The sequence below is a fragment of the Amycolatopsis sp. WQ 127309 genome (assembly GCF_023023025.1).
GTDB lineage: Bacteria > Actinomycetota > Actinomycetes > Mycobacteriales > Pseudonocardiaceae > Amycolatopsis.
In genome coordinates this window covers 4,313,913-4,326,281 of record NZ_CP095481.1, presented here as the reverse complement: position 1 = coordinate 4,326,281, position 12,369 = coordinate 4,313,913, and the positions used below count along the sequence as shown (strand labels likewise).

Here is a 12,369-nt window from a genome sequence, read left to right as displayed (position 1 = left end):
CGGAGGGTGCATGACCAACGCCGCGCACACCATGTTCGCCGCCGACGAGGCGTCCCGCGCGCTGGGCATCGACCTCGTCGAGGCGGGCGACGGGCGCGCGGTCGCGACCATGACGATCACCGCGTCGATGGTCAACGGGCACGACATCGCGCACGGCGGGTACGTCTTCCTGCTCGCCGACACCGCCTTCGCCTGCGCCTGCAACACCCACGGCCCGGTCACCGTCGCCGCGGGCGCGGAGATCTCCTTCGTCGCCGCCGGCCGCCTCGGCGACCACCTCGTCGCGACGGCCACCGAGCGCACCCGCTACGGCCGCAACGGCATCTACGACGTCACCGTGCACCGGGAGACCCCCGCGGGACCGGAAACCGTCGCCGAATTCCGCGGCCGCAGCCGCGTCATCTCCGGGAAACGGGAAGAAGCATGATCGAGGCGAACCTCTCCGCCGACGAGCTGGCCGCGCTGCAGCTCGAGCGTCTGCAGTGGACACTCCGGCACGCCTACGCGAACGTGCCCGCGTACACGAAGAAGTTCGACGACGCCGGCGTGCACCCGGACGACTGCGAAGAACTCGCCGACCTGGCGAAGTTCCCGTTCACCACCAAGCAGGACCTGCGCGAGAACTACCCGTTCGGGATGTTCGCCGTGCCGCAGGACCAGGTGCGGCGCATCCACGCCTCCAGCGGCACGACCGGCAAGGCCACCGTCGTCGGCTACACCGAACAGGACATCGACACCTGGGCCACGGTGATGGCCCGGTCGATCCACGCGGCGGGCGGGCGGGCGGGCCACAAGCTGCACAACGCGTACGGCTACGGCCTGTTCACCGGCGGTCTCGGCGCGCACTACGGCGCGGAAAAGCTGGGCTGCACGGTGATCCCGGCGTCCGGCGGCATGACGGCGCGGCAGGTACAGCTGATCACCGACTTCCGGCCCGAGATCATCATGGTGACGCCGTCGTACATGCTGACGCTGCTCGACGAGTTCGAGCGCCAGGGCGTCGACCCGCGGGAAAGTTCCCTGCAGGTCGGGATCTTCGGCGCCGAGCCGTGGACCGAGCAGATGCGCACGGAGATCGAAGAGCGGTTCGCGATCGACGCCGTCGACATCTACGGGCTGTCCGAGGTGATGGGCCCCGGCGTCGCGCAGGAGTGCGTCGAGACGAAGGACGGCCTGCACATCTGGGAGGACCACTTTTTCCCCGAGGTGATCGACCCCTTCGACGAGCACGTGCTGGGCGGCGGCGAGACCGGCGAGCTGGTGTTCACGTCGCTGACCAAGCAGGCCCTGCCGATCATCCGCTACCGCACGCGCGACCTGACCGCGCTGAACCCGGGCACCGCGCGGCCGGCGTTCCGGCGGATGGACAAGGTCACCGGCCGCACCGACGACCTGATCATCCTGCGCGGCGTCAACGTCTTCCCCACCCAGATCGAGGAGATCGTGCTGCGGACGGCTTCCCTCAGCCCGCACTTCCAGCTCGTCCGGTCCACGCGCGGGCGGCTCGACCACCTGACCGTGCTGGTCGAGGCCCGGCACGACGCCGTCGCCGAGGACCGGGTGCGCGCCGCCGCCGAGCTGGTGACCGGCGTGAAGGACGGCGTCGGCGTGACGGTGTCGGTGGACGTCGTCGACCCGGACACCCTGGAGCGCTCGATGGGCAAGATGCGGCGCATCGTGGACCAGCGGGAGAAGCCGTGACGGCGCCCCGGCGCGGACGTCCCGGCTACGACCTCGAATCGCTGCTGCAGGTGGCGGTGAAGCTGTTCAACGAGCGCGGTTACGACGGCACGAGCATGGAGGACCTCTCCCGCAAGCTCGGCATCACGAAGTCGGCCATTTACCACCACGTCCCCAGCAAGGAAGAGCTGCTGCGGCTGTCGGTCGACCGGGCCCTGGACGGGTTGTTCGCCGTCGCCGAGGAGACGGCCCGGCTCGACGGGCGGGCCGTCGACCGGCTGGAGCACCTGGTGCGCGGCAGCGTGCTGGTGCTGGCCGACCGGCTGCCGTTCGTCACGCTGCTGCTGCGCGTCCGCGGCAACACGAAGGTGGAACGCGCCGCGCTGGCTCGCCGGCGCGAATTCGACCTCCTGGTGACGGACCTGGTGAAGCAGGCCGAAGCCGAGGGCGACATCCGCCCGGACGTCGACCCGGCGGTGATCGCGCGGCTGATCTTCGGCATGGTCAACTCGCTGATCGAGTGGTACCGGCCCCGCCGCGGCTCGGCGGCGGAAGTGGCCGACGCGGTGTGCAAGGTGGCGTTCGAAGGCCTGCGCACGCCCTCGTGAGTGGTAATGCGGGTCAGAACCGCATTACCACTCACGAGGGCCGCGGCAGGTCATCGCCGGAAGCTTCCTGGGGCGGTCGCCCCGCTTGCCAGAGAAGGGCTTCGCGCAGCTGCTCGATCAGTTCTTCGTCGTCCGATTCGGAAGGGTCGACGCCGAGCGGGATCCAGCGTTCGGCCACTTTCGACCCCTGGTCGAAGCTCGTGATCACGATTCCGGAGTACGACAGGGACTCGTCGTCCGCGCAGTCGCCGTCCGGGACCGGCTCGTCGGGTACGAAGGCGTCGTCGAAGCTGACGTGACGATGCTGCAGGCGGACGCTCACCCAGCGTCCCGCCGGCCGGATCGGCGCGTCGTCTTCGATCATCTGTTCCTCCCCCCGGTCACAAGGACCCCCTGCCGTCTCGTCGTGTCCGGGCGCCGGGAAGTTACCGGCGGGTTGTTCCGGTTCCGTAACGGCAGCGGCTTCGGTTGCCCGCCAAGGGAGCCACTCTCTTGACGAGAAGTCAATTACTTGTTGACAGCGTGCCGCTCCCCGGCGAGGCTGAGCGGATGACCAGCGGAACGCGGCCCCGCCGGCGGCTCGAGCCCGCCGAGCGGCGCGCCGAGATCCTCGCGGCCGCGCGGCACCTGTTCGGCGCGGGCAGCTACGCGTCGGTGTCCACTTCGGACATCGCCGCCGCGGCCGGGGTGGCGCGCCCGCTGATCAACCACTACTTCGGCGGGAAGCGCGAGCTGTACCTGGAAGTGGTGCGGCAGCTGATGATCGTGCCGGCGCCGGTCACCGAGGCGCTGCCGGACACCACGATGGAGCAGCGGCTGGCGATCGGCGTCGAGCGCTGGATCGACGTCGTGGACCGCAACCGGGACGCCTGGCTGACCGTGATCGGGCCGGAATCGGCGGGCCGCGACCCCGAGATCGAGCGGATCATGCTGGAGGCGGACGAGATCGCCGCCGACCGCGTGCTCGAAGCCGCGCTGATGACGGACGTGACCGAAGGGCGCGAAGAGCTGCGGGCGATGATCCGGTCGTTCGGCGGGATGCTGCGGGCGGCGTCGCGCGAGTGGCTCATCCGCGGCACGCTGGACCGGACGGCGCTGCGTACGTTCCTCACCGATTCGATCCTCAACCTGCTGAAAATCACCTACCCGGCAGTGCTTGCCGAGCAGCGCGGAAACGACGGGCGAAAGCGGCGGGCGTCATCCCGGTCCAGCGCTTGAACGCGTAGATGAAGCTCGACGCCTCGGCGTACCCGAGCCGGTACGCGACGTCCTCGACGGACAGCACGCCGGTGTCGAGCAGCTCCTCGGCCAGCGCCTGGCGGACTTCGTCGACCAGCGCGCGGTAGCTGGTGCCGGCCTCGGCCAGGCGCCGCCGCAGCGTGCGCGTGCTGAGCGTGAGCTGACGGGCGATCTCGTCCATCCCGGCGTCGACGCCGCCGAGCCGCACCAGGCGTTCGCGCACCTGCTGGGAGATCCCGGACCGCTGCCGCCGGCGGGCGACGAGGGCCTCGCACTGCGCGGCGCAGAGCGCGACGGTCTGCTCGTTGGCCTGCGGCAGCGGCAGCGCGAGGAACGCCGGGTCGAGGGTCGCGCGGCAGGCGTCGGCGCCGAACCGGGGCTCGACGCCGAACGCCGCCCGGTAGGCGTCCACTGTGGACGCTTCGTGGCGGAAACTCAGGTCGTCCAGCGCGATCTCGGGCAGCAGGTCACGCATCACGGCGAAGATCGCGGACAGGTCACGCAGCACGAGGAACCGGGCGACGTCGGCGGGCACGCGGCTGCTGTCGAGCTCGATGGCGATGCGGTCGCCGTCGGCCACGACGTTCGGGATGCAGAACGCGAAGCTGAGGTCGAAGTAGCGCAGCGCCAGCAGCATCGCGTCCCGCAGCGTGGGGCTGCTGATGCAGGCGAACCCGAAGATGCCGAAGGTGGTGACGCGGTAGCGGCGCCCGAGCTCGAGGGCCGTCGCGTCCGAACCGTCCACCGCGGCCAGCGCGCGGACGACGGCCAGCTCCTGGCGCGCGTCGACCTGCGCCGCCGGGTCGGCGAGCAGGTCCGCGGACAACGACGTCGCCGCGAGGAGCCGGCCGGCGGCCAGGCCGCGGTCGGCGGCGAAGCGGGTCATCAGCTCGATGCTCGCGGTGCCGCGCGGGAAGTCCCAGTCCCCGACGGCGGGGGCGGCGAACTCGGCCATGGCCGGAAGTATGGATCACGCCCGGCGAGGGAGCGAATCGAGGACCGGAACTGTCCGGGGTGATCGTTAGGCTGACGCTGTGACGACGTTGAGCCGGCGGGCGCTGAACCGCGCGACACTGGAGCGCCAGCTGCTGCTGCGCCGCGCGAAGCTGTCCGCCTTCGACGCGGTGGCGCACCTGGCCGGGCTGCAGGCGCAGGCGCCGTTCCCGCCGTACTACGCGCTGTGGGCGCGCCTGCACGGCTTCCGGCCGGCGGACCTGGCGGAGCTGCTGGAGAGCCGCCGGGTGGTCCGGATCGCGCTGATGCGCGGCACGGTCCACCTCGTGACCGCGGCGGACGCGCTGGCGTGGCGGCCGGCGGTGCAGGTGCTCTACGACCGCGACCTCAAGCAGAACACCCTGCACGCGCAGGCGCTGACCGGGCTGGACCACGACGTCGTCGCCGCGGCCGCGCGGGAGCTGCTGCTCGACGCGCCGCTGTCGAGCACCGCGCTGGGCGCCGAGCTGGCGCGGCGGTGGCCGGACGTCCCGACGGCGTCCCTCACCCACCTGGCCCGCGGCCGGCTGCCGCTGGTGCAGGTGCCGCCGCGGGCGATCTGGGGCAAGGCCGGCCAGACGACGTACGCGTGCCTGGACGAGTGGGTCGGCGCGCCGCTGCCGCTGCCGTCGCCCGCCGCGCTGATCGAGCGGTACCTGCGCGCGTTCGGCCCGGCGACGGTGGCGGACGTCCAGACGTGGGCCGGCATCACCCGGCTGGGCGAGGTCGCGGCGGAGATGGACCTGCGCCGCTACCGCGACCCGGACGGCCGCGAGCTGCTGGACCTGCCGGAGCTGTCCGTGCCGGACGAGGACGTCCCGGCGCCGCCGCGGCTGCTGGGGCCGTTCGACCAGACGATCCTGTCGTACGCCGACCGCACCCGGGTGATCAGCGACGAGCACCGCAAGCGCGTCATCACGCAGAACGGCCTGGTCAAGGGGACGCTCATGACGGGTGGGTACGTGCGCGGGTTCTGGGAACTCCGGAAGGAGCGCAAGGCGGCGGTGGTGGAGCTGACGCCGTTCGAGAAGCTGCCGAAGCGGGACCTCGAGGCCCTGGAGAGCGCGGCGGCGCGACTGCTGAGCTGGGCGGAGCCGGGCGCGGCGACCCACGACATCCGAGTGCTGGCCTGAACGGCGCCGTGGCCGGAAATCTCGATCGCGTGACCGCTCGTGTCCTGTTGTCACAGGCTCCGGGTGGGTAGCTTTCTTCAGCATGACTGGTTCGGCGAAGGGGCCGTCGGTGCTGATCGCAGGCACCGGGTTCGGCGGCATCGGCACGGCGATCGAGCTCAAGCGCGCCGGGTTCACGGACTTCACGATCCTGGAGAGCGCGGCCGGGCCGGGGGGCGTCTGGCGGGACAACACCTACCCGGGCGCCGCCTGCGACATCCCCTCGCCGCTGTACTCCTACTCGTTCGAGCCGAACCCGCGCTGGCCGAAGCGGTTCTCGCACCAGCCGGACATCCTGGCCTACCTGCGGGGCGTCATCACGAAGTACGGCCTCGAGCCGCACATCCGGTACGGCGCCGAGGTCACCGAGGCCGTGTTCGGCGACGGCGTCTGGCGCGTCGCGACCAAGAGCGGCGAGACCTACACGGCCGACGTCTTCGTGCCGGCCGTGGGGCAGCTGTCGCGGCCGGTCCTGCCCACCATCCCCGGGCGGGACCGGTTCGCGGGAGCCGCCTTCCACTCGGCGCGCTGGGACCACGACGTCGACCTGCGCGGGAAGCGCGTCGCCGTCATCGGGACCGGGGCCAGCGCCGTCCAGTTCGTCCCCGAGGTGCGCAAGCACGCCGAACGGGTGACCGTCTTCCAGCGGACGCCGCCGTACGTCATGGCGAAGTCCGACCCGACCTACCGCGGCTGGCAGCACTGGCTGTTCGAGCACCTGCCGCCGGCGCAGCTGCTCGGCCGGCTGCGGATCTTCCTGCTCGCCGAGTACGCGACCTACGCGATGACGCGCCATCCCGTGCTGGCGAAGATGTTCGAGCTGCGGACCGCGCAGCTGCGCCGCCGGCACATCGAGGACCCGGAGCTGCGCGCGAAGCTGAAGCCGAGCTACCCGCTGGGCTGCAAGCGGATCCTCTTCACCAACGACTACCTGCCCGCGCTCGCGCAGCCGAACGTCGACGTCGAGACGGCGCGGATCAGCGAGATCACCGAGAAGGGCGTCCGGACCGAGGACGGCGTCGAGCACGAGGCGGACGTCATCGTCTACGGCACCGGGTTCGCCGCGACCGACTTCCTCGGCAAGATCGAAGTGCGCGGTCTCGGCGGCCGGACGCTCGAGGACGCGTGGTCCGGCGGCGCCCGGGCCTACCTCGGGATCACCGTGCCCGGCTTCCCCAACCTGTTCTGCGTCTACGGGCCGAACACCAACCTCGGCGCCGGGTCCATCATCTACATGCTCGAACGCCAGGCTCGGTACATCCGTCAGGCCGTGGAACGGTTGGCCCGTCCTGAGGTGTCCACACTGGACGTGCTGCCGGAGGTCGAACAGCGGTACGACGACGAGGTGCAGGCGAGGCTGGGCCGGAGCGTGTGGAGCGCGTGCACGAGCTGGTACCGCCAGGCCGACGGCCGGGTGACGACCAACTGGCCGGGCCTGGTCACCGAGTACGACCGCCGGACCAAGCGGTTCGACGTCGCCGACTACCGGGTGGCGTGATGGACTACGACGTCCTGGTGATCGGGTCGGGGTTCGGCGGCAGCGTCACGGCGTTGCGGCTGACCGAGAAGGGCTACCGCGTCGGCGTGCTGGAGACCGGCCGCCGGTTCGCCGACGACGAGTTCGCGAAGACGTCGTGGCGGCTGCGGAAGTACCTGTGGGCGCCGAAGCTCGGCTGTTTCGGCATCCAGCGGCTGACGCTGCTGAAGAACACCTTCGTGATGAGCGGCTCGGGCGTCGGCGGCGGTTCGCTGGTGTACGCGAACACGCTGTACGAGCCGCCGGACGAGTTCTACGCCGACCCGCAGTGGGCGCACATCACGGACTGGAAGGACGAGCTGGCGCCGTACTACGACCAGGCGAAGCGGATGCTCGGCGTGGTCGAGAACCCGGCGACGACGGCCGCGGACCGGGTGCTGCGCTCGGTGGCCGAGGACATGGGCATCGGCCACACCTACCGGCGCACCCCCGTCGGCGTCTACTTCGGACAGTCAGGAGCAGACCCGTACTTCGGCGGCGCGGGCCCGGTCCGGCAGAAGTGCACGCTGTGCGGCGAGTGCATGACGGGCTGCCGCGTCGGCGCGAAGAACACGACCGTGAAGAACTACCTGTACCTGGCCGAAAAGGCGGGCGCGGTGGTGCACCCGCTGACCACGGCGGTTTCCGTCCGGCCGATCGAGGGCGGCTACGCGGTGGACACTGTGCGCACCGGACGTCGGGCTCGCCGGACGTTCACCGCGTCGCAGGTGGTGTTCTCGGCGGCGTCCCTGGGTACCCAACGGCTGCTGCACCGCTTGCGGGACAACGGGACGCTGCCTCTTTTGTCGCCGCGTCTCGGCTTGCTGGCGCGGACGAACTCCGAGGCCGTGCTGGCCGCGCGGTCGCTGCGGGACGACACGGACTACACGCGCGGCGTCGCGATCACGTCGTCGATCCACCCGGACGCGGTGACGCACGTGGAGCCGGTGCGGTACGGGCGCGGCAGCAACTTCATGGGCCTGATGACGACGGTGCTGGTGGACGCTCAGGCCGGGCGCCGGCGCTGGGTGCTGGGGGCGCGCGAGCTGTGGCGGCAGCGGCGGAACGTCGTCAAGCTGCACAACCCGCGGCGCTGGTCGGAGCGGATGATCGGGCTGCTGGTGATGCAGACGCTCGACAACTCCGTGACGACGTACACGAAGCGCGGCCTGTTCGGCCGCCGCATGACGACGAAGCAGGGCGCGGGCTCGCCGAGCCCTTCGTGGATCCCTGCGGGCCACGAGGTGACGCGCCGGGTAGCGGAGAAGATCGGCGGCCTCCCCCAGGGCGCGTGGACGGACCTGGCGAACATCCCGATCACCGGCCACTTCATCGGCGGCTGCGCTATCGGGGACTCGCCGGCCACCGGAGTGGTCGACCCGTACCAGCGGTTGTACGGCTACCCGGGCCTGCACGTCGTCGACGGCTCGGCGATCACGGCGAACCTGGGCGTGAACCCGTCGCTGACGATCACGGCCCAGGCGGAGCGAGCAATGGCCTTCTGGCCGAACGCCGGCGAGGCTGACCTGCGCCCTTCGCTGGGCGCGGAGTACCAGCGGGTGGCGGCGGTGGCGCCGCGGAAGCCGGTGGTGCCGAGCGACGCACCGGGCGCACTGCGGTTGCCGATTGTGCCGCGGTGAGCCGCGCGTTCGCCGTGCTGCGAGTGGCAATTTCCCGCCCGGAGGGGGCGGTTCAGCAGCGCGCGTGGATGTGCGGCTCCCCGATGTCGCCAGTTTATCCGGGGTCACCGACAGTTTCGGCCGTCAGCTCGGTCGTCACCGCGACGTACGCGCGGATCGCTTCGTTCTCCTCCGCCGCGCGCCAGACCGGGACCGCGATCATCGGCGGGATGCCCGTCACCGGGACCACCTTCAGGCCCGGGAACGGGTAGCGCTCCAGTAGCGACAGCACCGTGATGTGCAGGCCGATGCCCCGCGCCACCAGGGAAAGCATGTCCTCGGCGCCGATGCGGGTGCGGCCGATCAGCTGGGGGACGTCGTCCTCCGTGCGGGGGATCGGGCGGCCCGATGGCGTTCGCGGTGGTGCCCACTGGTCGCGGGCCACCGGGTTCAGCGTCTTGCTCGGGTCCAGCAGGCGGTAGTCCGCGATGTCCTCCAGGGTCACCGACTCCCGCGTCGCCAGCGGGTGGTCCTCGCGCATCAGGAGACCTCGCGGCAGGGACAGCAGCGGCGGGCCCGTGCGCAGGTTCGGCAGGTCGAACGACCGCGTGTCGCCGCCCGGGGACCAGTGCAGGACCAGGTCCAGGTCGCCCTCGGCGAGCAGGTCGTGCTCGGTCCAGCGGGCGCCGATGCGGGTCGGGGTCAGGCTCACCCGGCACGCCGGGTGGCGGCGCTCGAACTCCTGCGTCAGCCGCGTCACCAGGTCGCCGCCGAGGCTCGCGACGTAGCCGACGCGCAGCCGGCCGCTGATCCGCCGGCCGGACACGCGGGTCTCGGTGAAGATCGCCGCCAGCTCCGCCACGCCCGCGCGGGCGCCCGTGCGCAGCCGCTCCCCCAGCTCCGTCAGCCGGACGCCGGTGTCGTCGTGCACCACCAGCGGGCCGCCGATCTCGGCCGCCAGCTCGCCGATCTCCTTCTCCAGCGCGTCCGCCGTGCTGCGCACGCGCCAAGCCGCGGACTCGAAGTCGCCTTCGCGCGCCACGATCAGCAACGTCGCGACGGCGCGGATCGCGGCCAGCTCGATCAGCGACCCCGTCCGCACCTCCTCGCGCGCGGCCGGCGGCGGTTCGAGCCCCGGGTCGCCCGCCAGGATCCGCCGGTGCAGCCCGCGCAGCACCGGCCCCGGGTCGGCGCCCAGGTACTCGGCCAGGCGACGGCGGACGCCCTCGAAGTGCGCGAGCGCGTCGGCCTGCCGCCCGCTGCGGTAGTAGGCGAGGACCAGCTGCCCCGCGAGCCGCTCGTCGAACGGGTGCTCGGCGGCCAGCCGCGGCAGCGTCGCCAGCAGCGCCGCGTGCCGCCCGAGCCGCAGCGAGACGTCGTGGCGGTCCAGCCGGGCCGCGAACCGCTCGGCTTCCAGGCCTTCGCGGACGCCGGTCAGCCACGGCGAGTCCAGCCCGGCGAACGGCTCGCCGCGCCACAGCGCCAGCGCTTCGTCGAACAGCGTGGCCGCGGCGACGTCGTCGGACGCCGCTCGCGCGCGCGTCACCTTGTCCCGGAACCGGTGCAGGTCGACCGACGCCGGATCGACGCGCAGCACGTAGCCGTGCGGGGTCCGCTCGATCGCGCACCCGGCGGCGCGCAGCCGCGAAAGGTAGCTCCGGAGCGTCGCCGTCGCGCGGTGCGGCGGGTTGCCGCCCCAGACTCGGGTGACGAGCTGGTCCGGCGTCACCGGCCGGTTCGGGTCCGCCAGCAGCGCCGCGAGCACGTAGCGCTGGCGCGTGTGCCCGACGTCGAGGGCGGTCCCCTCGGATTCGGCTTCGAGAGTGCCGAGGACGCCGAACCGCATCACCGAACTCCTCCCTAGACCTGCTCCGACCTGCGGATTCCACGTTTCCGCAACGATCACACACGGACCGTCCTGCAGTCTAGGTGGCGCGGGCGCGCGGCCGGGGGGTCTGCGCGCGCCGGCTGGGGGTGCCGTGAAGGGGCCCTTCCGGACGAGCGTCCGGAAGGGCCCCTTTATGACTGTGCGTCACGGCAGGCCGGCGAGCCCAGCGGACACGGTGTTCGCGAACGCGTACCCGGCGGTCGCGTCCCAGTTGATCGACCACGTCATCGCGCCGCGGATCGCCGGGTAGGTCGCCGACGGCTTGAACGAGCCGCACGACGTGCCCTTGGCCAGGCAGTTCAGCGCCGAAACCGTGTTCGCCGGCGCCTGGTAACCGCCCCCGGCCGCCTGCGACGACGCCGGCAGCCCGAGCCCGACCTGGTCGGCCCGCAGGCCGCCCTGCAGCTGGATGCAGGCCAGCGCGGTCAGGAAGTCGACCGTGCCCTGGGCGTAGACGCTGCCGTTGCAGCCGAGCATGGTGCCCGAGTTGTAGTACTGCATGTTGACGATCGTCAGGATGTCCTTGATGTTCAGCGCGAGCTGGAAGTAGCCGCCGCCGGTGGACTGCATGTCGATCGTCTGCGGCGCCATCGTGATGACCTTGCCGCCGCCGTTGTAGATGCTGCGCAGCGCCTGGCCCATGTAGGTGGCGTTGACGCCGTTCTCCAGGTCGATGTCGACGCCGTTGAAGCCGTAGTTCGTGATCAGCGACTTGATGCTGTTCGCGAAGTTGGTCGCCGAGTTCGAGTCGCCGACGCTGATCGTGCCGTTCTGGCCGCCGACGGAGATGATCACCTTCTGGCCGCGCGTCTGGACCGTCTTGATGTCGGCCTTGAACTGCGCGTCGGTGTAGCCGCCGAGCTGCGACGACAGGCCCGAATCGAGCGTGAAGCTCACCGCGCCCGGCGTGCCGGTGGCGTCCGCGAAGGACACCGCGATGATGTTGTACTTCGTCGGGACGTCGGCCAGCTTCAGCGCCTTCGCGCCGTTGTAGAAGTTCTGCCAGTAGCCGGTGAGGACGTGCTTGGGCAGGTCACCCTGGGTCGGCGGCGGCGTGGTCGTTGTCGGCGGGGTGGTCGTGGTCGGCGGCGTCGTCGGGGTGGTGGGGGTCGTCGGCGTGGTCGGCGTCGTCGGCGGCGGGGTGCCCGGGCCGTCGAGGCTGACGTCGTCGGCGAAGTAGGTCGGCTGGCCGTACCAGCCGTGCAGGTAGACCGTCAGCGAGGTGCTGGCGCCGGTCGTGAAGCTCAGCGAGAGCTGCGAGTAGCCGCTGGTGCCGGGCGTCCACGTGCTGGTGGTCGCGGATCCGGAAACACCCAGGTAGACGTAGCTGCCCTGCACCCAGGCGGACAGCTTGTAGGCGGTGTTCGCGGCGACGGTGAGCGTCTGCGAGCACTGCGCGTTATCCGACGACGTCGGCGTCGCGCTCAGGGCGCGGCTGCCGCTGTGGACCGGGGTGCTCACCGCGGTCGGGACCGCGGTGCAGGTCCACCCCGCGGTGCCGGATTCGAAGCCGGGGTTGGCGAGGATGTTGGCCGCCGAGGCGTTGCCGGCGAGCACGAACGTCACGCCGAGACACAGCGCGACCGCGGAAAGTAACGACAACAGGGCTAGACGGGCTTTGGGGACCACGGGGCGACCTCCACTGGTCGTGAGG

The 12,369-nt window shown here is 71.5% G+C and carries 11 protein-coding genes; 7 read left to right on the top strand and 4 right to left on the bottom strand.

The features are described from left to right. Positions 1–10: 10 nt before the first annotated feature. From paaI to MUY22_RS20375, 3 genes are read left to right on the top strand one after another with little or no spacing between them, the layout of a single operon-like run. On the top strand, positions 11–427 hold the full coding sequence (gene paaI, locus MUY22_RS20385) for a hydroxyphenylacetyl-CoA thioesterase PaaI (protein WP_247061676.1): 417 nt from the start codon (positions 11–13) through the stop codon (positions 425–427). Next, positions 424–1,701, top strand: coding sequence for a phenylacetate--CoA ligase PaaK (gene paaK / locus MUY22_RS20380; protein ID WP_247061675.1), 1,278 nt, complete (start codon positions 424–426; stop codon positions 1,699–1,701). The genes paaI and paaK overlap by 4 nt, the downstream gene beginning before the upstream one ends. Beyond that, positions 1,698–2,288 (top strand): TetR/AcrR family transcriptional regulator, encoded by a 591-nt coding sequence (locus MUY22_RS20375; RefSeq protein WP_247061674.1) that lies wholly within the window; start codon positions 1,698–1,700, stop codon positions 2,286–2,288. The genes paaK and MUY22_RS20375 overlap by 4 nt, the downstream gene beginning before the upstream one ends. A 31-nt stretch (positions 2,289–2,319) precedes the next feature. Here MUY22_RS20375 and MUY22_RS20370 read toward each other — a convergent pair whose 3' ends face one another. Next, positions 2,320–2,652 (bottom strand): hypothetical protein, encoded by a 333-nt coding sequence (locus MUY22_RS20370; protein ID WP_247061673.1) that lies wholly within the window; start codon positions 2,650–2,652, stop codon positions 2,320–2,322. 185 nt (positions 2,653–2,837) lie between these two features. Here MUY22_RS20370 and MUY22_RS20365 point away from each other — a divergent pair, with 185 nt between their 5' ends. Beyond that, the gene (locus MUY22_RS20365) at positions 2,838–3,506 is read left to right on the top strand and encodes a TetR/AcrR family transcriptional regulator (RefSeq protein WP_247061672.1); all 669 of its coding nucleotides are present in this window, start codon (positions 2,838–2,840) and stop codon (positions 3,504–3,506) included. Here MUY22_RS20365 and MUY22_RS20360 read toward each other — a convergent pair. Beyond that, positions 3,427–4,482: an AraC family transcriptional regulator gene (locus tag MUY22_RS20360; protein WP_247061671.1), complete on the bottom strand. Its 1,056-nt coding sequence runs from the start codon at positions 4,480–4,482 to the stop codon at positions 3,427–3,429. The genes MUY22_RS20365 and MUY22_RS20360 overlap by 80 nt on opposite strands. 79 nt (positions 4,483–4,561) lie before the next feature. On the opposite strand from MUY22_RS20360, the gene MUY22_RS20355 reads away from it, so the two are divergent. The 3 genes from MUY22_RS20355 (at position 4,562) to MUY22_RS20345 (ending at position 8,848) form a co-directional block, all read left to right on the top strand. Next, positions 4,562–5,653, top strand: coding sequence for a winged helix DNA-binding domain-containing protein (locus MUY22_RS20355; RefSeq protein WP_247061669.1), 1,092 nt, complete (start codon positions 4,562–4,564; stop codon positions 5,651–5,653). 82 nt (positions 5,654–5,735) lie between these two features. Beyond that, the gene (locus MUY22_RS20350) at positions 5,736–7,190 is read left to right on the top strand and encodes an NAD(P)/FAD-dependent oxidoreductase (protein ID WP_247061667.1); all 1,455 of its coding nucleotides are present in this window, start codon (positions 5,736–5,738) and stop codon (positions 7,188–7,190) included. After that, complete coding sequence (locus MUY22_RS20345) at positions 7,190–8,848, top strand: GMC oxidoreductase (protein ID WP_247061665.1); 1,659 nt, start codon at positions 7,190–7,192, stop codon at positions 8,846–8,848. The genes MUY22_RS20350 and MUY22_RS20345 overlap by 1 nt, the downstream gene beginning before the upstream one ends. A gap of 94 nt (positions 8,849–8,942) precedes the next feature. Here MUY22_RS20345 and MUY22_RS20340 read toward each other — a convergent pair whose 3' ends face one another. Both MUY22_RS20340 and MUY22_RS20335 read right to left on the bottom strand, forming a co-directional pair. Beyond that, entirely contained in the window at positions 8,943–10,673 is a 1,731-nt protein-coding gene (locus MUY22_RS20340) for a BTAD domain-containing putative transcriptional regulator (protein ID WP_247061663.1), read from the bottom strand. A 186-nt stretch (positions 10,674–10,859) separates the two neighbouring features. Beyond that, positions 10,860–12,344, bottom strand: coding sequence for a chitinase (locus MUY22_RS20335; RefSeq protein ID WP_247061661.1), 1,485 nt, complete (start codon positions 12,342–12,344; stop codon positions 10,860–10,862). Between the last annotated feature and the right edge of the window lie 25 nt (positions 12,345–12,369).

Bases quoted from the DNA above. Each gene is read 5' to 3' on its own strand.
- MUY22_RS20345 (WP_247061665.1), top strand. From the start codon at position 7,190: ATGGACTACGACGTCCTGGTGATCGGGTCGGGGTTCGGCGGCAGCGTC.
- MUY22_RS20365 (WP_247061672.1), top strand. From the start codon at position 2,838: ATGACCAGCGGAACGCGGCCCCGCCGGCGGCTCGAGCCCGCCGAGCGG.
- paaK (WP_247061675.1), top strand. From the start codon at position 424: ATGATCGAGGCGAACCTCTCCGCCGACGAGCTGGCCGCGCTGCAGCTC.
- MUY22_RS20340 (WP_247061663.1), bottom strand. From the start codon at position 10,673: ATGCGGTTCGGCGTCCTCGGCACTCTCGAAGCCGAATCCGAGGGGACC.
- paaI (WP_247061676.1), top strand. From the start codon at position 11: ATGACCAACGCCGCGCACACCATGTTCGCCGCCGACGAGGCGTCCCGC.
- MUY22_RS20360 (WP_247061671.1), bottom strand. From the start codon at position 4,482: ATGGCCGAGTTCGCCGCCCCCGCCGTCGGGGACTGGGACTTCCCGCGC.
- MUY22_RS20350 (WP_247061667.1), top strand. From the start codon at position 5,736: ATGACTGGTTCGGCGAAGGGGCCGTCGGTGCTGATCGCAGGCACCGGG.
- MUY22_RS20370 (WP_247061673.1), bottom strand. From the start codon at position 2,652: ATGATCGAAGACGACGCGCCGATCCGGCCGGCGGGACGCTGGGTGAGC.